17 protein-coding genes are annotated in these 20,345 nt (G+C 41.2%); 2 read left to right on the forward strand and 15 right to left on the reverse strand.

The window, feature by feature from the left end; all coding sequences use genetic code 11:
* Window positions 1–17: 17 nt before the first annotated feature.
* A complete protein-coding gene (locus H70737_RS19195; protein ID WP_042189719.1) occupies window positions 18–1,022 on the reverse strand; it encodes a Gfo/Idh/MocA family protein in 1,005 nt (334 codons plus the stop codon).
* Between the two features lie 141 nt (window positions 1,023–1,163).
* Window positions 1,164–1,712 (reverse strand): GNAT family N-acetyltransferase, encoded by a 549-nt coding sequence (locus H70737_RS19200; RefSeq protein ID WP_081951165.1) that lies wholly within the window; start codon window positions 1,710–1,712, stop codon window positions 1,164–1,166.
* An 86-nt stretch (window positions 1,713–1,798) separates the two neighbouring features.
* On the opposite strand from H70737_RS19200, the gene H70737_RS19205 reads away from it, so the two are divergent.
* Complete coding sequence (locus H70737_RS19205; protein ID WP_042189721.1) at window positions 1,799–2,380, forward strand: LysE family translocator; 582 nt, start codon at window positions 1,799–1,801, stop codon at window positions 2,378–2,380.
* An 18-nt stretch (window positions 2,381–2,398) separates the two neighbouring features.
* Window positions 2,399–3,172 (forward strand): AraC family transcriptional regulator, encoded by a 774-nt coding sequence (locus H70737_RS19210; RefSeq protein ID WP_042189723.1) that lies wholly within the window; start codon window positions 2,399–2,401, stop codon window positions 3,170–3,172.
* Between the two features lie 27 nt (window positions 3,173–3,199).
* On the opposite strand, the gene nagA is transcribed toward H70737_RS19210, so the two are convergent.
* The 13 genes from nagA to H70737_RS19275 all read right to left on the reverse strand — a co-directional run bounded on the left by nagA (window position 3,200) and on the right by H70737_RS19275 (window position 20,252).
* Window positions 3,200–4,342, reverse strand: a complete 1,143-nt coding sequence (nagA, locus tag H70737_RS19215) for an N-acetylglucosamine-6-phosphate deacetylase (protein WP_042189726.1) — start codon at window positions 4,340–4,342, stop codon at window positions 3,200–3,202.
* A 23-nt stretch (window positions 4,343–4,365) separates the two neighbouring features.
* Complete coding sequence (locus H70737_RS19220; protein WP_081382852.1) at window positions 4,366–5,151, reverse strand: DeoR/GlpR family DNA-binding transcription regulator; 786 nt, start codon at window positions 5,149–5,151, stop codon at window positions 4,366–4,368.
* Between the two features lie 164 nt (window positions 5,152–5,315).
* Entirely contained in the window at window positions 5,316–5,795 is a 480-nt protein-coding gene (locus H70737_RS19225) for a DinB family protein (protein WP_042189732.1), read from the reverse strand.
* Between the two features lie 38 nt (window positions 5,796–5,833).
* Window positions 5,834–7,300 (reverse strand): protein adenylyltransferase SelO, encoded by a 1,467-nt coding sequence (locus tag H70737_RS19230; RefSeq protein WP_042189733.1) that lies wholly within the window; start codon window positions 7,298–7,300, stop codon window positions 5,834–5,836.
* Between the two features lie 196 nt (window positions 7,301–7,496).
* Window positions 7,497–8,786: an L-cysteine desulfidase family protein gene (locus H70737_RS19235; RefSeq protein WP_042189735.1), complete on the reverse strand. Its 1,290-nt coding sequence runs from the start codon at window positions 8,784–8,786 to the stop codon at window positions 7,497–7,499.
* 111 nt (window positions 8,787–8,897) lie between these two features.
* Complete coding sequence (locus tag H70737_RS19240; RefSeq protein WP_042189737.1) at window positions 8,898–9,605, reverse strand: DNA alkylation repair protein; 708 nt, start codon at window positions 9,603–9,605, stop codon at window positions 8,898–8,900.
* Window positions 9,606–9,765: 160 nt separating this feature from the next.
* Complete coding sequence (locus H70737_RS19245; RefSeq protein ID WP_042189739.1) at window positions 9,766–10,596, reverse strand: carbohydrate ABC transporter permease; 831 nt, start codon at window positions 10,594–10,596, stop codon at window positions 9,766–9,768.
* Window positions 10,597–10,611: 15 nt separating this feature from the next.
* The gene (locus H70737_RS19250) at window positions 10,612–11,517 is read right to left on the reverse strand and encodes a carbohydrate ABC transporter permease (protein WP_042189741.1); all 906 of its coding nucleotides are present in this window, start codon (window positions 11,515–11,517) and stop codon (window positions 10,612–10,614) included.
* 174 nt (window positions 11,518–11,691) lie between these two features.
* Window positions 11,692–13,104 (reverse strand): ABC transporter substrate-binding protein, encoded by a 1,413-nt coding sequence (locus tag H70737_RS19255; RefSeq protein ID WP_052404347.1) that lies wholly within the window; start codon window positions 13,102–13,104, stop codon window positions 11,692–11,694.
* 180 nt (window positions 13,105–13,284) lie between these two features.
* Window positions 13,285–15,312, reverse strand: a complete 2,028-nt coding sequence (locus tag H70737_RS19260; protein WP_042189743.1) for a DUF5107 domain-containing protein — start codon at window positions 15,310–15,312, stop codon at window positions 13,285–13,287.
* 114 nt (window positions 15,313–15,426) lie between these two features.
* Complete coding sequence (locus H70737_RS19265; RefSeq protein ID WP_052404348.1) at window positions 15,427–16,701, reverse strand: carbohydrate ABC transporter substrate-binding protein; 1,275 nt, start codon at window positions 16,699–16,701, stop codon at window positions 15,427–15,429.
* Window positions 16,702–16,828: 127 nt separating this feature from the next.
* A complete protein-coding gene (locus H70737_RS19270; RefSeq protein ID WP_042189746.1) occupies window positions 16,829–18,472 on the reverse strand; it encodes a response regulator transcription factor in 1,644 nt (547 codons plus the stop codon).
* Window positions 18,450–20,252 carry a cache domain-containing sensor histidine kinase gene (locus H70737_RS19275; RefSeq protein ID WP_042189748.1) on the reverse strand — a complete coding sequence of 601 codons (1,803 nt, stop codon included), beginning with the start codon at window positions 20,250–20,252 and terminating at the stop codon, window positions 18,450–18,452. Before H70737_RS19275 ends, H70737_RS19270 begins: the two co-directional genes overlap by 23 nt.
* Window positions 20,253–20,345 lie beyond the last annotated feature (93 nt).

Below are 20,345 nucleotides of genomic sequence, written 5' to 3' on the forward strand. Positions count from 1 at the left end.
TAACAGGTGGAGACCGGTTAAGCGTCTAGATCTGCTAACCGAATCATACGAGCTTCTTTAGCAGAACGATTCGCCGCCTCCATTAATCTCGTAAGCTCCACAGCAATTTGAACATTCTCGGTGGCGAAAGTATCCTTTTGGATATGATTAACCCACTGATGGAATGCGCTTTCACGATTAGCATGTAGCGCTACTTCTTTCCATCCTTCCTCTTTGTCAGCGGATTTGTTACTTCTAAGAAGAAGCTTATCCTCTGGTGTTCCGTAAAGAAGAGTTCCCTCGGTTCCATGTACCTCGATGGTAAACGGCGAATGACTATTCACGAAACCAGCCTCGACCACACCAATTGCTCCTGATTTCGTAAATAATGTTACCACTGCATTATCTTCTACTTCCTTGCCCGTTACATAACCAAAATTAGCACTTACACCAGTCACTTCTTGACCTAAGAAAAGCTTTGTCAAATACATAGGATGACAGCCCAGATCAATCAAAGCTCCGCCACCACATTGTTCCAAGCTATAGAAATGATCGGGAAGCCAGTTTGCTGTAGCCCCATTATGGGATAAGCGTACTCTAACGTAAGTAATCTCTCCGAGCAGTTCTTGACTTAGAACCTCTTGAATCGTTAATGCGTATCCATCATTTAGACGTGGCAAGGATACGGTCAGCTTCACCTCGTTCTCTTCCACTGCACTTATGATCTCTTCAACTTCTTTATGTGTGGGGGCAATTACTTTTTCCGTAAAAATATGTTTGCCCGCTTTAGCCGCAGCAACAATTACATCTCTGTGCACATTGGTCGGCGCATCCACTATGACGGCATCTATATCCTCTTGCGCAAGCAGTTCATCCAGTGATTCGAAAAAAGGAACATTTAAGCTTTCGGCAGCTTTTTTCCCACGCTCTGCATCTTCATCCCAAACTGCAGCCAATACAGTATCCTCATGTTCTTGAGCTTGCTTCGTATAGTCCCAAGCATGTACATGCCAATAGCTAATCTTACCAATTCTTATCGTCATTTGCTTGTGCCTCCCGTATATATGTTATTCTGACATCTACTAATAAAATATCACATAACAAAGCCCTTTATTAGTAGGAAAATGCGACATTATATATATAATATTACGACGCTATCGTTTCATATGATGTACAATTTCCATTTAATCACTTCTTACATTACACAACCAAACCATATGATCGGAATTGGGTCCCCAATAATCTTTTACTACCTTATAAGGCTCCCCAAATTTACGCTTCCACTTGATTTGTGCACGTTTATAGCCACTGTCCAAACAAAATTGCTCTATCCCTTGTTCGTTTAGAAATATCGTCATTTTCTTAATTAATGCCGAACCAATCCCTTGCCCCTGATAGCTTGGCAACACGTATAAACTCCCCAATTCCCCCAAATGATCCAACTGATGTTCTGTACAGATTTGAATAGTCTCACCACAGGGACCATAGGAAATCGTACCCACAACCTTCTCATTGATTTTAGCGATAAAGAAATAAATATCCGAGTTTGCCTGTTCCAGTGAAGATAGCGCCTTTTGCTTTTTATGATCGGTTTCACTTTGTATATCCTCAAGTAAGTGACCTAATCCCTCTTTGTAAAAGGCATCCGATATTGATTCTTCAAATACCCGGCATGTAGATACATAATCGCCCTCGGTGAGTGTACTAATAGTTAAATGCTTTGTCTCATTCATTATGTTGATCTCCTCTGCAATAATGTACTATAAACAATCAAGTTATGAGGTTTATATTCATAAGACAACTTTTACTGGAGGTCATCATGAATATAATTTCCTTTTTTCTCTATTGCATTGTAGTTACATGTTCACCCGGTCCTGCCAATATTGTTATTCTTTCTTCCGTGCAACATTCAGGGGCTAAGAAAACCATGCGGTATGTATACGGGGCTACGATGGCTTTTGGTCTATTGCTTATCCTTTCTACCTTGATGAATCGTGTTCTGGTGGAGGTTATCCCAAATATCCTGATCATTATGCAAGTCGTCGGAAGTATATATATGCTCTATCTTGCTTATAAAATCTTTAAAATGGGTGCAATGGAAGACCAGCCTAATCCAAATGCCAATTTTCGGTCAGGTTTACTTATGCAGCTTGTGAATCCTAAAGTGCTCTTATTTACTTTAACAGTCATTCCCAGCTATGTAATGCCATTCTATACTTCTTCTCTCACCTTATTTATGTTTGTTATAATTATAACTGTGATCGGATTTTTTGCTTTTACGACATGGGTTGTATTTGGGGCAATCTTCAGAGCATTTCTGCAAAATCACCAAAAAGTTCTAAATACTTTGATGGCACTATTTTTAGTATACTCTGCCATTATGATATCGGGAATCCTATAAGTCGTGGAGGTTAAGAGCGTGGAGAAATTCAACTATAAAAAGTCAGCAGATATCCTAACATTGTCAGCTAGCATGAGTGATTTCACTTATAAAAAACATTGCCATGAGGAATACGCAATCGGTGTCACCTTACGTGGCATTCAGCAATATAACCTTGATGGTAGCTTGCAATCCTCTCATAAAAATGGCGTAATGCTATTTAATCCCGAGCAAACGCATGACGGCAATTCATATGATAAAGCAGGTATTGATTATGTCATGCTATATATCAAGCCAACCTTGATACAAGAGATCCTAGGAAAAAAGGAACTTCGCTTCGCCTCTCCCATCCTATACGATGACAAATTGGTACAGTGCATATTAGCGCTAAGTCATGCCATCCAGAATGGCAAAGAGGAGTCCTTGTGCAGTGAGCTGTTGTTAAACCTGGTTCATCAAGTATCTAATACTGAACTAGTTACAGAGCACAGGATAAATAATAAATTTGTCAAAAAAGCAAAGGAAATGATGTACTGCAGTTTAGAACATGTACTGAAACTAGATGATCTCTGTAAAGAGTTTGGACTTTCCAAATATCAATTTATCCGAGAGTTTAAGACACATACAGGAATATCACCTTATCAATTTTTCTTAAATTGCAAGGTAGAGCATGCCAAGCAGTCCATTGAGAAAACTAAGGATATCTATGCCGCTGTAGTAGATTGTGGATTTGTGGATTTAACTCATTTGAACCGGCATTTTAAAAGCGTGTTTGGCATAACCGCACATGAATACAGGTTACAACTGCATTGAGCAGAAGTAACCTGTATTCATCATGATTTATGAAATTTGACCATTCACCATTGTCCAGCACACTTTAAATTCATCATCCAAGAGGACCAGATCAGCATCAAAGCCGGATGTTATTGTCCCCTTTTGTTGAAGTCCAAGAATATTGGCCGGCGTAGTTGAAGCCATCTTTACGGCGTCTATCAATGGAATTCCAGTTTCGACAGTATAACGTAAAGCTTCATTCATAGTCACTGTGCTTGAAGCTAGCGTTCCATCCTTCAGTCTCGCTACCCCCTCGGATACCGTAACATGATGGCCTCCGAACATATAATCCCCATCACCTAGTCCCATAGCTTGCAGTGCATCTGTAATCAAGACCATTCCTTCTGGTCCTTTCAAGGTATGCATTAATCGAATAATTGCAGGATGCAGATGGACGTTGTCCACAATCGCTTGAAGACTTACATGCTTCTCTTCAAAAGCAGCCACAATTACCCCTGGATCTCGATGATGGATAGGCCGCATGCCATTAAAACAATGCGTAACATGACTTGCCCCCGACGCAAAGGCTTGTTTAGCTTCTTCATATGTGGCATCCGAATGAGCGATGGCTATAACTACACCCTTTTCTTTCAAAAAGGAAATGAGCTCCATCCCTCCCGGTAACTCCGGAGCAATTGTAACCATCTTAATGAGTGAACCCGCTTCTTCAAAAATCAGGTTCATTTCCTCTAAGTTGGGGTGGCGTAGATACTTTTCGTTCTGCATTCCTTTTCGCTTCGGGTTCAAGTAAGGTCCTTCTAAATGAATACCTGCGATCTTTGCGCCCACTTCATGTCCGATCACACGCTTGACACTACGAATCATTTCTAAAAGATCTTCTAGCGTAGAACTCACAGAGGTAGCCAAAAATGAGGTACAGCCAGATGAAGCACAAGCACTTGAGACCTCTTGAATACTCTTTTCCGTACCGTCCATCATATCGAAGCCATTGGCGCCATGAATATGAACATCTATCATCCCGGGTACTAATAAATGGCCACCACCATCGATCCGTTCATATTGTCCCTCTGGAATCGAAAGATCCTCTGTATCTATCTTTATGATTTTCCCTTCAGAAATCCACACATTAGCCGCTGGGACAATACGATTCTGAAGCGCCACTTGTACATTTTGCAGAATATAAGACATAAATATCCTCCTCTGTTTTGTTATCAGTCTTGCTCTCGAGCCTCTTCAGTTTCTTCTGGACATTCAATCACTGTGATGTTCTTCTGATCTAGAATTTCTCTGATCTCACTGGGGAGTTCCCGATCGGTAATTAGAATGTCAACGAACTCAAAGTCTAGACGGAAAAATGATTTGCCAATAAATTTGGTGTGATCAGCCACTAAGATGACTTGATCTGATCTTCGGGCCATTTCTCTCTTCACCCGCACATCTTCTTCATATGGATAATAGAGTCCATCAGCACGGATCGCGGATGCTCCAATAAAGGCTTTATCAGCACGGATTTCACTAAGTTTATCGATAATAGAAGGGCCATATAACAAGCGGTTTTTCACATTCAAGTAACCACCAAGAACATAAATTTGCAGATCCTCCCGCTGTGACAAGATCCCTACGTTATCAATCGAGTGCGTGACAACCGTAATATCCTTCGCGCTGATCTGTTCTGCTACAAACTGCACGGTGGTTGATACATCTAAAATCACAGTCTCATGATCTTGGATAAGCTGCGCCGCAGCCTTCCCTATCCTCTGCTTACTCTCAGATTCATCGATCAATCGATCCTGATAAGATAACAATTCTTTTTGTAACTCAGGTAACGATACCCCTCCATGCGTTCGGATCACAACACCTTCTTGTACTAATCTAACAATATCCCTACGTGCGGTATCTCTGGATACATCAAATTGCGTACAGATCTCTTGAACACTCATCGATTGGTGTTGTTTCAAATATTCGAGTATTTTTAACAATCTCTCCTCTTGAAACATCATGTATGCACCTCCTAAAGTCATCATAAGTTATTAAGTAAGTATTTGCAAGTATTAAATACGTAATCATAAGTATATGTAAGTATTTTTCGCAACTTATCTTCATTGATATTCGCAAAAAAGACGTTAGCCAGATGAATGTACATCCGTTAACGTCCTTCAATTCACTTCATAGTGCGATTCCAACTCTTTTGGATCTTTCGAATAAAAACGATTTGCCCCACGTGATACGCGTTATGTGTTGTCACATTGCCTATTACTTCCCACCACTGACTGCCTTGGAATTCTTGAACATCGGCATCCAATTGTTCCTTTGTAATCAGTTCCTGCCAACGTAAAAGAACTTCTAAGAGTTGTTGTTGAAGCTCTTGGAACTTTACTCCTTCTGCAACGACAAAAGTATTATTGTTATCCACTGAAGGAACCGCATGGATACTCTTTTCTTTATACCTTGTTTGCCAAGTTTCATTCCAGTAGAGCAGGTGCTGCACTACCTCAGCAATACTATTGCTTTCTTCCGTTACTTTCCAAAATGCTTCTTCTTCGCTTAAGTCTTTTACGGCTACCTCAAAGGGCACATACCAACTTGGATCATTCGCATTAGCTAGCAACTGGTTAGCCAGAACATCATATACATGAAACATTCTTACTTCACCTCATTATTTAGATCATTATCAGCAAATCAAGTGCCGCAGAAGGTTCGATATGGACGTGCTGATTCCTCAGGTAGTGCCGAGTATTCATCCTGTTCAGGGGAATAAGCGTAAGGATTGGAAAGAGCTTTAAGCAATTGCTCCATCACACTGTAATCTTCCTGTTGTACTGCCGCTTGGAGCGCTTCTTCTACCCTGTGGTTCCGCGGAATGATCGCCGGATTACTATTGCGCATTAGCTGCAGCGAAACCTCTTTCGATTGCTGCTGTCTGCTAAGTCTAGCCTGCCATAACTCTTGCCACTTCGTAAATTCCGCTGCACCAAACAGAGCGGTTTCTTCCAGCTTCTCTAAAGTTAGGGCTCGGAAGGTATTGGTATAGTCTGCCCGATATTTCTGCATCAAATCTAGCAGATCCTCAATTAGCGCTACATCCTCCACCTCTTCGTTGAAGATTCCGAGCTTCGCCCTCATACCTGAGAGCCAGTGATGGTAAGACCGCTCTTTAAAATCTGCAATTTCCTCTTCAGCGAGCTGAATCGCCTGTTCTTGATCATCAGCCAGCAATGGCAGGAGAGTCTCAGCGAATCTCGCGAGATTCCAAGAGGCAATACCCGGTTGATTGCCATAGGCATAACGACCCTGCTGGTCAATGGAACTGAATACCGTTTCTGGATGATACACATCCATGAAGGCGCAAGGACCATAATCAATCGTTTCTCCGCTAAGCGCCATGTTGTCGGTGTTCATTACTCCGTGAATAAATCCTACCAGCTGCCACTTGGCAATTAATTCAGCCTGACGTCCAATCACTTCTCGAAGCAGGAAAAGATAACGATTCTCTTGAGAAACAGCTTCCGGATAATGTCTTTGTAATGTGTAATCTGCCAGAGTACGGACATCCTCAACAGTACCCCACGCTGCAACATATTGAAAGGTGCCCACCCGTAGATGACTTGCAGCAACTCGGGTCAGAATAGCACCAGGCTGCTCTGTTTCTCGAATAATCGTTTCTCCAGTAGTTACCACTGCCAAGCTGCGAGTGGTAGGAATACCCAAACCATGCATGGCTTCGCTGATGATATATTCACGAAGCATCGGTCCAAGTCCGGCTCGGCCATCGCCACCACGAGAATATGGTGTTCTTCCCGCGCCCTTAAGCTGAATGTCTATGCGTTCACCTTGGGGTGTGATCTGCTCACCAATCAGTGCAGCTCGGCCGTCACCTAACATGGTAAAATGTCCGAATTGATGTCCAGCATACGCTTGAGCAAGGGACACAGTACCTTCAGGGACTTCATTGCCTGCAAGATTCTGAACCCCCTCCTTACTATGTAGTGCTGTGCTATTCAGCCCTAAGGTAGTAGCCAATGGTTCATTTAAAATAACTAACTCCGGCTTACGCACAGGAGTTGGTTTGATCCTTGTAAACATGGATTCCGGCAGATGAGCATAACTGTTCTCAAAGTTCCATCCTATATCTATCTTCTCCGTCATAATATCTCCTTTTTATACCATCAGTCTATGCCTTTATGATCTCAGAATAAGTTATGTTAAAATTTAATGCAAATCTTCGCAATAACAAATACCCTTACTGAATAGATAAAAAGACCGCCCAGTTTCCTGCCATTCATGCAGGGAACCGGACGGTCTTAAATTATGATGTTCTAACCTGTTATTACCTTAAGAGAGGCTAATTCGCTCCGTCTTTGGAGAGCATGATATTTAGAATGGTCTTGTCAGTATCCGCCAGACCTTCCTGAACCAGTCGCTCCATGTTGCGGATAGTGTCTTCGACCTCTTCAAAAATAACTCCATCCTTGGTCGAAGGAGCAATATTGTTCATCGCTAGTGTGGCTGCCTGAATCGCCGTATTGGTGGAGGTAGATATCTTCAGCGCACAGGTTGAATTTGCACCGTCGCAAATCATTCCTGATAAAGAGGCTATCGTATTCTGTATCCCATGCTTGATCTGCTCAAGAGTGCCGTCCATGAGATAAATGATCCCGCTATTCGCTCCAACTCCACCTGCAATTCCTGATCCACATAAAGGCGACAACCGCCCAATATAATGCTTGATATGCACAGTGACCAGATTACTTAGTGCAAGCGCCCGAGCCAGCGTCTCTTCATTCTTGCCAAGTAATTCCGCCAAAGATATAACAGGAAGCGTACAGGCGATGCCTTGATTACCGCTGCCCGCTGTTGTCATCACAGGCATTGCGCTGCCATCCATACGAGCATCTGAAGCCGCAGCAGTAGCCGCTATTATTTTGTTCGCTACATCATTGCCGAACAAATTCACAGCAGATTGCTGATTCATCTTCTTCCCTACTTGCAACCCATAATCGCCTCGGAGTCCCTCTTCGGAAATCGCTTTGTTCATCCGAGCGCCTTCCAAGAGGAAGCTAAGATCTGAAAATGGAGCCGTAGTTATAAACTCGAATATCCGATCTACAGAGCCTTCATAGGCTTCAGTATCGGAAAGACCAGGCTTGCCACAATCTGCTTTAGACTTCTTAGGTGTCACTTTTTTCCCGTCCAGAGCCAGATATTCTATATTAGTGTGTTCTTTAGCAAGGATGGCAGTCGCTGTATGATTCTCTGTCTTCACCTGTGCTTCAATATATAATTTCTCAGGAGTGTCCATTATCTCCACTTTTAGCAGCTTTCGATCAAGCAGGTCATTTGCCAGCTTTAGCTCATCCTGAGTCAGACCTGATAGAATTTCCAGCTCCTTGTGCGAACGTCCGACCACCGCACCAAGGGCTGCTGCGATAGGCAGACCTGTCTGGCCTGTCCCAGGGATGCCCACTCCCATTGCATTTTTAATAATATTACCACTGAGATGCAGCTGAATCCCCGTTATTTCTTCCTCGAGAAGCTCTGCCGCCAAGGAGACGGCATACGCAACTGCGATCGGCTCTGTGCAGCCTTCTGCCGGTACGACTTCCTTGTGCAAAATTTCCAATAAGTTGCCCATGTATGCTTTTCCCCCTTCTCTCTCCCACTTGGAGTCATTTCTATATAGTAACGCAGAGTGAAGTTTCAGGGAATCCTTTTTCCTTTTTCTTCTCTAGAAGCTTCTGCTAGATCAACATCTTACATGCTTGCGTTTAAAACCAAGCCGAGCTTTGTCGACTGCTTTTTGAATATTTGCGTACGCGTGAATCAATTTACTCTTTGCCTTATTCTTATCAACTTCAATTGGCCCTACAGTTCTTGCGGTTTCACTGGCCTTATCATGAAGTGGCGAATAAGATACGGCCACTGTGTACATGAAATTATTCATTGCGTATTGGGTACGTTCTGGAGAATCATGAATCGTATTTTCCACCATCTCAAGCATACCAGCAAGCTTGCTTTCGGAAAACTCAACATCCGGCCGACTGCCAAGCAGCCAGCAGTAACAGCTCCAGCCCGCTGACATTCTCAGCTCTTCACCACTCGCGATCCATTTATCGGCAACTTGTTGTGCAATATCTGCTTCTGCCAAGGTTACTGCCACTACAAAGTCGGACAGCATATAAAAATAAGCCGCATCCATCCATCGGTCATAATCCGCTTCCGTCATTGCATTGGGATCAGCAATGATGCCAGCAAAATACATGGCATCATAGTTCCCTGTCGCGTAAAGTTCCTCAGCCAATGGCTGATTTATTTTGGTTTTCTTGAAAATTGGCTTCATTGCTCCGGTAGCCACGCCAAATAGCGGTTCCTTTGCTCCATTAGACATATATATTTTCTTGGTTCGTTCCTTGCCAAGCGCTTCCAGCTCCTGCATGACCATCTCTAAATCCACTATTTAACACTTCCTTTTTCAAAGTTCTTTCCCAAGCTATCTTAGGTTTGTACTAGTTAAAGAAAGTGTACTGTATGGGTTTCCTTGTCGCAAGTTAAGTTTCCTAAGAAATCCTTATGGGTGCGCAAAGAACCACCTATATTATTAGGTGGTTATTACCTCAACCTTTTACAGAACCGATTGTAATCCCAGCAACGATCTTTCTGGACACAAGAAGATAAAGTATAAACGTGGGCAGGAACACCAGAAGTGACGCAGCAAAAATACCCGAGTAATTACCAGTATTCGTATATCCTACTACGATGGATTGAAGAGCTAATGCTATTGGATGTCGATCCGGATTATTAGCAAAGATCAGAGCATAAAAATATTCATTCCAAATCCCCATCACATTAAAAATCGTTAATGTCAAAATACCAGCCTGTGCCATAGGTAAGATGATTTTGATAAAAGCTTTAATCGGCCCACATCCATCGATCGCTGCTGATTCCTCCAATTCTTTCGGAATGGATGCAAAGAACCCTGTAAGCAAAAATACAGCAAAAGGGACATTCGTAAAAATGTATACAAAGATTAACGTAAATGTTGAGCCTGTTAAATTCAATGAATAAAATAACGAAAACAACGGGATCGAGATCAATAGCCCCGGAACTGATAATGCCGAGATAAACATTAAATCAACTAACCTTTTTCCCCTAAACTGAATTCTTCCCAATATATAAGCAGCCGGAGCTGCAACAACAATAATACCTACGCAAGAGGTTACCGTATAAACTAGACTGTTCAAAAAGTACAAGCCGATCTTCGTTTCTTCGAATAATCGGGTATAGTTAGAGAAATGAAATCCGCTCGCCAGTAGTTTGTTCGTAAATATCTCTCTTGTCGTGCTGAGTGAAGCAAGGAATGCGTATCCAAAAATAATAATTGTAAAGATAAGCCAGACTACTAATGGAACATATCGTATGATTCGAGTGATTGAGTGAAAACGCATATTGTCTCCTCCTTCCTAATATTCTAAACGATCCTTCCTAAACAACAGACCAATCAAGAAGGAAAATCCAATAATTGCAACAGTAATCAATACACCAATCGCAGCCCCTGCTCCAACATTAAAAGCTTGCGTATCAGAAATTCTCTCCCCACCAAATACCTTCAAGTACATATAATAGCCAGGAGTCATCGTATGTGGATCATTTCTCCCGAAAATGGAAGACCATACAAAGAAGTTAATGGCTGTAACCGTCCATAACACCAGCGTGGTCTTAAACACATCACGGAGTAACGGAAGAGTAATATGGAAGAACTGATATACTGTGTTTGCTCCTTCCAATAATGCTGCTTCGTAGTAATCATTAGGTATCCGATCCATGGCCGCACCAAGAATTAATAAGAAATAACCAATTGATCCAAAACAAAAAGCGATCAGCATGGATAAAAATAAATGCTGGTCATCCGTCCATTGAATATTGGCTAATTGTTCAAGTCCAAGAAGGCGAAATACATGTGTCAACAATCCAAAGGTTGGATTATACACATACTGAAGCCATATTACTGACATGACAACAACAGATACAGTATTAGGCAGGTAAATCAAGGCTCTCCAGAATCCTTTGAAACGAACGCCGGAGGAAATAAGCACGGAGAAGAAAAAAGCCATAACGAAAACAATGAGTCCACCAATAATCCAAATCTTAAGCACATTTAATGAAGAATTTAAAAAATAGGAATTATGAAATAACCCCCAGTAATTGTCTAAACCAATAAATTTCCATTCACTGATACTACTGTTTATATTAGATATCTCGTAAAAGCTCATAAACACTGCCCGCAAGGTTGGATAAAAAAAGATCGACATATAAACCAGGATAGCAGGCAGAAGGAATAGCATCATAATCGGTTTACTAATTCTCATCTTTGTATCCCCCGCATCATAATGTGCAACTTATTCTTCCTAATACTCTAAAAAAATCTATATGCAGCTGCCGCTATTGACCGCCACATATAGATTTACATTAAATCTAGATTGAACAAAAAGACTCGAGAAAAGGGAACGAAGTGACGGAGGGTAATTTGGAATTGTTATGTTTTATTTACCGGCGTAGAATTTCTTAGCTTCCGCACTTAGCTTCGGCCCGAATTCTTCTGGCTTCAGTTTGCCAGTGATAAGTTCCATGAAGGTAGGCACAATGGTAGCAAGCGTAAAGTCGCCTCCATCACCAATACCTCCACCCCAAGGCATATTTTCTTTTGCATTTAGAAAAGCAGCCTCTGCTTCTGCAAGCATCGCAGGCCATTCAGAATCAATAGTAGCTGGGATCGCAAGTGCATCCTTCGCCATTTTTTCTTGTATCTGCTTACTAACGATATGTTTGATAAGCTCAAAAGCAGCCTCTGCATTCTTGCTCGATTTATTAATGAACATCCCTTGAGATCCAAAGATCAACCCTTGTTTTCCACCTTTACCGTTTCCATTTGGAACATCTGGGAATTGAAACGTGCCCCATTTGAAATCTGGTCCTGAGGTGGCAAGCACTTCATTCGGAAGCCATGTTCCATTTAGATAAGCGGCAGAACCACCAAGCACGAGATCTTGCTGAGCCGCAGGATATTTACTTCCGGCAATTTTATTAGAGAAAAAACCTTTAGCGTTTAAATTAGCCATATCTTTAGCGAATTGAAGAATGATTGGATCATTCCACATCTCACCGGTCTTATCCTGCACAAGCTGGCTTACCCAATCTGCCCCCATCGCATTTGCCAGATAGGATCCAATAAATAAGTCCCGATATGCGTCATCAAAGGTAAGCGGTGCTGAACCTGCTGCTTTGATTTTTTCAGCATCTGCAAGGAATTCGTCCCAAGTGGCAGGCGCTTTTGTTATCCCAGCCTTCTCATACACTTCCTTGTTATAGAAAAAGAGTACTGCATACGGTTGCTGCGGAATCGAATAAATACCTTCTTCTAAACCGTACTTAATGGAAAGCGATTGTATCCAGCTTAACAAGCTTGGAATCATTGAATCCTTTACTGACTTGCCTTCCATTCCGATGGATGGCTCCGCAAGCAAATCATCAAGCTTCATAACGTAATCTTTCATCCCTTGAATACCAGCTGGGCTACCTGGATCGGCTTCCCAAATATCAATTTGCTCTCCTCCATCCAAAGCAGGCTTGATCAATTTTAAGATATCACGACCGGTAAACTTCAGATCCACTTCAACTTCTGGATTAGCTGCCTTGAATTCAGCAACTGCAGACTCAATAACCTTCGCTTGTGGTTCTGTGCTGCTCCACATCGACCAGAATACTACCTTACCTTCTAGTCCAGAAGCTTTAACTTCGGTGGTAGCCTCAGTTGTAGCTGTAGGGGTGTTCTCCTTAGTTGCTTCAGGCGGGGCAGCATTGTTCGTTGTATTGCTTGATCCACAACCAGCCAATAACGTTAGAACCATCGACATAGCAAGCAACAAACCTGTGAGCTTCTTTTGTCTTTTTTTCACGTGTGTAGCATCCCCCTCAAATATGAAAGTGCTTTCACAAGTAAGTATATAACGAAGCAACTCAGGTCTAACATCGACGATATTGAACAAAGCATGCACAATTTTATCTAAATTTCAATCACCTTCAGCATCCTAAAAAAAAGAGAGCTTCGATTAAAATCATCGAAACTCTCTCTTGGTTTAAGCTCCAACTATTCTAAAATCAATGTTATTAGGCGGTGGATTTAAGGTTATAGCTTCCTTCATTAATTCTTCAGATAATACATTGTTTCTGCTCTCTGCTAGCTTCTTAGCTTGATATTTATACCACAGCTCCACAATCGTAACTTCACCTTCACGAATCACAGCAAATTCTTTCTGGAATAAGTTTAATAGGAATTCATTATGATCCAACTCCTGAGCTGCAGCTCCAATAATAATTTGAAGACGATCACTTTGCCTGAACTCTTCAGGAAGTGATTCGTACACACTCCAAGCCTTAGCAAATTGTTTATTTCTAATCAACATGCTAATATACTCATCTGCAAATGCTCTGTCTGGAAAGCCATTGTATAAAGAATACGCCAGTTCATAATAGACCAGAGCCTGATCTGCCTCTCCTCTCTGTTCAGAGGTAATCGCCAGATTACGATAAACCCAAGCAGATGGCTTCAATTCAAGCGATTGATGCCATGCAGTTACACCTTGATCTTCCAATCCATGCTCATAGAGCATAGTGCCGTAATGCAAGTAGGAATCCCACGTTTGATTATCTGCATGCTCTAGACTGGTACGAAGCAATTCCATCCATTCTTCTTGGACCATCCAAGAGGCCGGAATATCTTGCACATCTCCCTCTGGCAAACCACCTTCTTGTAACAGGGCTAACCATGGAAGTTGCGGTGCTGCAATACTGGATTCCAAGAATAAAAATCCATCCGGAATCGACCTTTCAGCATGAGCTTTTCTGCGAATATCCTCGAGTGCTCCCCAGCCTGAGCCTGAGTGCAATAGTTCTGATGGTGTTAAATTAGCATAAGTTTGCAACTTCTCATGAAGAATATACACTTCATCTTCTTGCAATTGTTCATTGACTTGCGTTTCAATAAAATCCCGAGCCTCAGACCAATCCCTTTGATTTGCCTTATGTGCATCCACCTGAGTAACACCGAATATTTGCGTGAAATCCCATATTGAATTCGCAGGCATATCTAGTCCATGCATCTGTGTTGGAGCAAGCCCTGCTTGTATCTCAACATAATTACCTTCGCCTGGCTTCGCTAAGAAATCGCACCATCTTCTACCACCTGCATGGTTGCCCCAGCAAAATAACTTACGATATCTTAAGAGGCTAGTCGAACGTTCGTAGAATAAACTACCATCCTCATAGGCAATCGCTTCCCACGGGGATTTATAATCTGCTTCTGTCTGAAAAAAATACTCGTTAGAGAAAGGAATTCTCATTGGATATGACGAGTCTTCATTTGGAACTGAAGGAAGCACTGGCAAATCTCCCAATCCAAACCCCTTTACTTGGTGATCAATATAGATAACCTTACTAGTGGATGAGAATACTCTTGATTGCAAGGTTTCCGGTGCTGCAATATTTGTCCAATAATACATAGGAACCGACGCTTTGCTATCATTAATGATTCTTACATAGACAGAGAGTTCCTTAGCCCCTTGAGGAAGATGAAAATCAATATGCCAAAAAATGTTCTTACAACGCTCATATTCATAAATTCTTAGAAATTCATTGCCATTATCATCCATCAATTTGGCAGCATGTACGGGAGATGCGGTCGTAAAGGTGTGACCTACCTGTCCCACATTCCATTCAATCCCTCCAGAGAACCAAGCGTTAAGAATCGCTAAATTAGCCGGTTGAAAGACAGGATTTGTATACAGTATATCTTTATTCGTACGTTTATCTTTAAGCGAATAGAGTCTACCTCCATACTCAGGTAAAAAGACTGCTTTTAAGATGTCATTTTCCAATACAATCGACTTCATAACCATCGGTTTTCTTTCACGTGTATATCGATCCTGCATGCGATAAGGTAAATATCTCCCACCTGTATGTTCACCCAGCTGCTGTCTCAATTCTGGCGTAAGTGTACCATTATCCCCCACTTTTGTATGATGGTCTCTGTTTCTGAACATTGGAAGAGGATTCTCTCCTTCTAATAATGCGCCTTCAAGAGTTAATGTTGAAATGACTACACTCATTCACGTCACATCCAATCCCATATAGTTAATCCAATTTTACACTGCTAAATGCTAAAGCTACCATTAACAGAATTGAACAAAACCTGTACGATTTAGGACACTCAATAAACAGGTTTATTCTTTAGAAGAACTTAATTCCCGCACACTCTTGGTTATTTTCTCAACCTCATCTTGCCACTGTTTAACAGTCAGCGTATTGCTCATTAGGCCAGTTATGGGGTTCCATATTGCCTCTACGTCTTTGATGACTAGCTGCGATGCTTGTTTCCATTGAAAAACAATCGGTGCTACATCTTTTTGAGATATTTGAACGGAATCATAGAATATTGGAGAAGTGTATGGCTTTACGATTTCCAGACCATTTTTAACCGTGACTATACCTTTGGATTTCTCCGCGTTTAATTGAACGATATCATCATTGTATTGATAACGCAGGAACTCCTTGGCAAGTTCAATATTCTTCGCCTTGGCGGGAATAAACAGGCTATCCAAATAGGACATGACATACCTCTGATCCCCCTTATTAAACACAGGTGGTGCGAGAAAACCAAATTCGAATCCTTCTTCGCGTGGAGTGCCTTTCATTTCATTCTCTATCCATATTCCGCAGGGAATGAACAATGCCTTACCTTGTAGAAAAGCAGCCTGTGCTTGTGTATGGCTTAACTTAACGGTTCCTGGCATGACATAACCTTTTTGTGCTATAGCACTCAACACCTCAGCTATTTGTCTGACGGAATCGGACCTAAATGCATCCTTCTCATAATTTTCCGCCTTCCAGACGTCTTCCATCCCCCCTACAGATGCCACTGACGGCCAGAAAATAGACTCTAAATAACCCGGAAACAAACCTTGGTAGGTAAATAGTGATCTTCCATCCTTCTTAGCGAGCTCACCTAACTTCAAGAATTCATCCCATGTCTCTGGGAGCTTCCAGCCTTTTTTCTCAAAAAGAGTCTTGTTATAGATTAGCCCCATTGGTGAGGTATAGAACGGTGCAGCATAAATTTTTCCATCCCCTAAGGGATTAGCATAATCTAAAATACCATCCAGCATTTTATTGTTAAGAGGTTCTTGATTATCGAGAGCATTCCCTTCAAATACATCCGTCAAATCGAGTAATAATTTATCTCTTAACATTTCTTCAATCATACCTGTCGTCTCACTCTGTGAGATATAAATGATATCGGGTGGATTACCAACTGCGATTTGCGGTTTAAGTATTTCCATGATCTTGGGGCTTGAAGTCAAATTAATAGTTACCCCTGGATAATCTGATTCAAATCGTTGTTTCACCGCGAGCCAATAATCCTTTCCTTGCCCTCCCTCAAATACTGCTAAGTTCAGAATTTTGTTCGCAAACTCATGTTTCACTTGAGAGGATTGCATTTTGCTCAGGCTCGAATCTTAAGGAGTACATCCTGCGCTAGCCCATAATAATAGGATCACACCTGCGAAAATTAAACTCTTTTTAATAGATTCCACATATTTCATAACAGGTGCCTCCTCCTTGGACTTATTTAGTTGCGAGTAATTTCTTTCGGAAATCTGAAGGACTAAGCCCCACGATCTTCTTAAATACTCGATTAAAATAAAACGGATCATCTATCCCCACTTGTGAAGCCACCTCTTTAATCCTCGTACCCGGAAGCTTTAACAATTCAATCGCTTTATTGATTTTTAGTTCATTCATATATTGAACAATGCTTCTACCCGTATCTTGCTTAAATACACGGCATAAGTAATTAACATTCATATTTACTTCTTGAGCGAGACGGTCAAGCGTTATTTTATTCTCAACATTCTCCTGCAAAATCTCCGTGATTCGAAGTACTTCTTTGCGATAAATATTACTTTTAACTTGATACAATAGATTGATGGCTTCCTGCATCGCTTGTTCAATAGATAGACTAAGCCCTTCCATAGACTCAGCTTGTGAAATATCACTCTCAAAACTCTCTAAGAGCGTTGTTGCCCCTACCCTATTTTGTTCAGTGGACGTTAGTACTTGTGTGTTCCATTTTAAGATCAAGTTGTCTAGGTCAGATAATAATCCCAAAAGGTGAAATTTTAAGGCTGAAGGGTCCCATTTGATTTGTTTTGCCTCATTAAATAATATGCTTATATTCTCCAATACTAGCTTTGTGTTCCCTACTTCAACTGCTGCTTTGACTTGATCCAACCATTCCACATAATTAATGGAGTGTAGTGACTGGGTTAACTTTGAATGCCCAGCAACCAAGACAGATGCAGGCCCCGTATAAAAGTTGTTTGTAGATGCTCGCAGACACAAAGTGTATTGTTCTCTCAACTGCTTCAAACCTACGAATGCATCACTTAATGTAATGCTGACACTTAAATTCAAATACAGCTTAAGCATCTGCACTAAGTTATTCATCAACAGTAACCAACTGGGTTCGTCAGAATAACCGCTCTGTTCATAAACTATAACAATATACTGATTACTCTCCATCTCTATGAAATCAAATGCAAAGCGATCAGACACGGTTTCTTTCACAATATTCGCTATAGAAAAGCTAAGTAGCCTCTTGTTATTAATTTTGCCGTTACTTAGCGCCTCCACATAATCATCGATTCTTAACATAATAAGATTACCAGCAAGTCTATCGAAGGGTATCCCGTACTTCTGTGTTTCTTGTAACAAATAAACCATGTCCTGCTCCTGATCTAAAAGAAGCTCTCTCCATATGCTGTTCCGTTGCTGAAGCTGCGTTTCATTAAGCTTAATTTTCATATGAATGTCCTGTTCTTTAAGCTCTCGTTCCGTTAATAATTGCTCCGAGATCTTCGTCAGCAAGACAATCAGCTCATCTGGCTTAAGCGTCAGCTTCAACATATAATCTTCTGCTCCAAGTTTCATGGCTTCCCGCACGTAAGCATAATCATCATAATTACTAAGCACCACAAACTTCCCAGTGAATTTGCGTTCGTTGAGCGTTCGGATTAATTCAAGTCCATCCATGTTAGGCATCACTAGATCCATAATCACGATATCGATCGATTCTGTCTCTATGACCTCAAGAGCTTTGTATCCATCTGCAACAGCACCCATTAATTTAAAACCATATTCATCCCATTTAATTAGTGTACTAAGTGCAATCCTCACTATTTTCTCATCATCCACAATTAGTATCCGCATCAGCTGAGTCCTCCTGAAGTGTAGAAATATAAGGTATCGTGATGATAACATCCGTGCCTTGATCAGGCTTACTCCAAATCTCTAATCCATAGGGGTCTCCATAATGTAATTTGATTCTCTCCCGTACATTTCCAATACCGATATTTGCTAATCGATTCTCTGAATGATTATCTTTAAGTTGCAATATCTCCTGTAACTTCTCAGCACTCATCCCTTTCCCATTGTCGCTTAACTTAATCTTTAACACCTCTCCGTTCAATTCAGCAGTCATTGTAATTCTAGGTTCCATATTCTCGCCGCTTAGTCCATGAATAATCGAATTCTCTACAATGGGCTGAAGCAAAAATTTCAACACTTGAGTATCTAATAACTGTTCAGGAATTTGCACATCAACCTGTAATGACATCCCGTATCTAATTTGTTGAATAACTACATAGTTCTTGATGTTCCGAAGCTCTTCCCCAAGCGTTATCCGTTCATTCTTCTGAACAATTGTACTTCGAAGTAATTCAGCCAGTGCACCTAAACCATTGCTTACACTATCCGCCTGACTTAGCATCGCCGTCCATTTTAACGAACTCAATGTATTAAATAGAAAATGCGGATTAATTTGTGCCTGCAACATTTGTAGCTCAATACCCCTCTTCTGTGCCTGTTCTTGCTCCACACGGTCAATCAATAGTTTGATTTCCTCGATCATGGCTTCAAATTTCCCTGAAAGGTATCCGATTTCATCTGGATGATTGTCGTTTATTTCTACCTTTAAATTACCTCGCATGACCTGGTTCATTCCACTCACTAACTTCTTAAGGGGGGTGGAGATACTAACAGAGATGAAGGTTGCAAATAAGGATGAAACAACTACACATATGACGGCAATGAAGAACATTTCATTTCTAATTTCTACAGATCCCATATTCAAGTAGGCTTGCGGAATTAAACTAATTACATTCCAATGAAGTACCTCATTATGTGTATTTAAGAAAAAGTAGGGTTCTGCCCGCAGCGTTACTGTCCCCGTCTCCATACGGGAATTAATCAAATGATTTAAAGTACGATTAGCTTCCAAATCTTGATCAGACTGAAACAAGTGGTTGTTGCTCGTCAATATTTCTCCTGCATCATTCATAATGATTTGTTCACTACCCTGTCCCATATTAATGCTTCCAAACAAAATCTGTGAGAATAATTCCTCATCAATCCCCATAATGACGAACCCTACAGTTTCACCCGATCCATATGAAAGTGGAATCCTCCTAGACAATGAAAGGATATTATCACCAGCTGTCGTATGGGCTGTGGTCCAGATATCTGCACTTTTATTCTGTTTGGCCTGAGCAAATATTCGCTGTTTATCCTCTGTAGTAAATTCTTCGTATCCATAATCGTACAGAACTTGTCCATTATTAGTTAGAATCTGTAGTGTTTTGATTGTAGCAAACAGCCAAAATTTATCGCTTAACACAGTGTCTTCAAACTTCTTATGTATGTTACTAATATCAAGATCACTCAATCTATTGTAGCGGAGCAGTGCTTGCTGAATATCTCCATTCAACATAATTTGATCGGCAAAAGTCTCATATTTGGCCACTTCTGTTCCGATCTTGCTTCCTAAGAGGCGTAATATATCATTTACAAAGGTAGTTGTCTTAGAGGTGATTGCTTCATTCGATTTATGGTAAGCTAGAAAGCCGAAGGTACACAGTGGGATAATAGCAAGCAGCAGAAATGAAATCATTAAGCGTCGCTGAACTTTTGACTTTCGTAGTAATTTAATCATTTACGTACACTAAAGTTAGATTCATAACGTTAAACCTCCTAATAACAGATCATCTGAAGTAAGTATTCAAGCGGTGTAGAATTTAGCCCTTTC

It is taken from the genome of Paenibacillus sp. FSL H7-0737 (assembly GCF_000758545.1).
Classification (GTDB): domain Bacteria; phylum Bacillota; class Bacilli; order Paenibacillales; family Paenibacillaceae; genus Paenibacillus_AQ.

Excerpts from the sequence above, each read along its gene's own strand:
- H70737_RS19195 (WP_042189719.1), bottom strand. The coding sequence starts at position 1,022 with ATGACGATAAGAATTGGTAAGATTAGCTATTGGCATGTACATGCTTGG.
- H70737_RS19205 (WP_042189721.1), top strand. The coding sequence starts at position 1,799 with ATGAATATAATTTCCTTTTTTCTCTATTGCATTGTAGTTACATGTTCA.
- H70737_RS19225 (WP_042189732.1), bottom strand. The coding sequence starts at position 5,795 with ATGTTTCATGTATATGATGTTCTGGCTAACCAGTTGCTAGCTAATGCG.
- H70737_RS19270 (WP_042189746.1), bottom strand. The coding sequence starts at position 18,472 with ATGCGGATACTAATTGTGGATGATGAGAAAATAGTGAGGATTGCACTT.
- H70737_RS19275 (WP_042189748.1), bottom strand. The coding sequence starts at position 20,252 with ATGATTAAATTACTACGAAAGTCAAAAGTTCAGCGACGCTTAATGATT.
- nagA (WP_042189726.1), bottom strand. The coding sequence starts at position 4,342 with ATGTCTTATATTCTGCAAAATGTACAAGTGGCGCTTCAGAATCGTATT.
- H70737_RS19220 (WP_081382852.1), bottom strand. The coding sequence starts at position 5,151 with ATGTTTCAAGAGGAGAGATTGTTAAAAATACTCGAATATTTGAAACAA.
- H70737_RS19245 (WP_042189739.1), bottom strand. The coding sequence starts at position 10,596 with ATGCGTTTTCACTCAATCACTCGAATCATACGATATGTTCCATTAGTA.
- H70737_RS19260 (WP_042189743.1), bottom strand. The coding sequence starts at position 15,312 with ATGAGTGTAGTCATTTCAACATTAACTCTTGAAGGCGCATTATTAGAA.
- H70737_RS19235 (WP_042189735.1), bottom strand. The coding sequence starts at position 8,786 with ATGGGCAACTTATTGGAAATTTTGCACAAGGAAGTCGTACCGGCAGAA.
- H70737_RS19265 (WP_052404348.1), bottom strand. The coding sequence starts at position 16,701 with ATGCAATCCTCTCAAGTGAAACATGAGTTTGCGAACAAAATTCTGAAC.
- H70737_RS19200 (WP_081951165.1), bottom strand. The coding sequence starts at position 1,712 with ATGAATGAGACAAAGCATTTAACTATTAGTACACTCACCGAGGGCGAT.
- H70737_RS19230 (WP_042189733.1), bottom strand. The coding sequence starts at position 7,300 with ATGACGGAGAAGATAGATATAGGATGGAACTTTGAGAACAGTTATGCT.
- H70737_RS19250 (WP_042189741.1), bottom strand. The coding sequence starts at position 11,517 with ATGAGAATTAGTAAACCGATTATGATGCTATTCCTTCTGCCTGCTATC.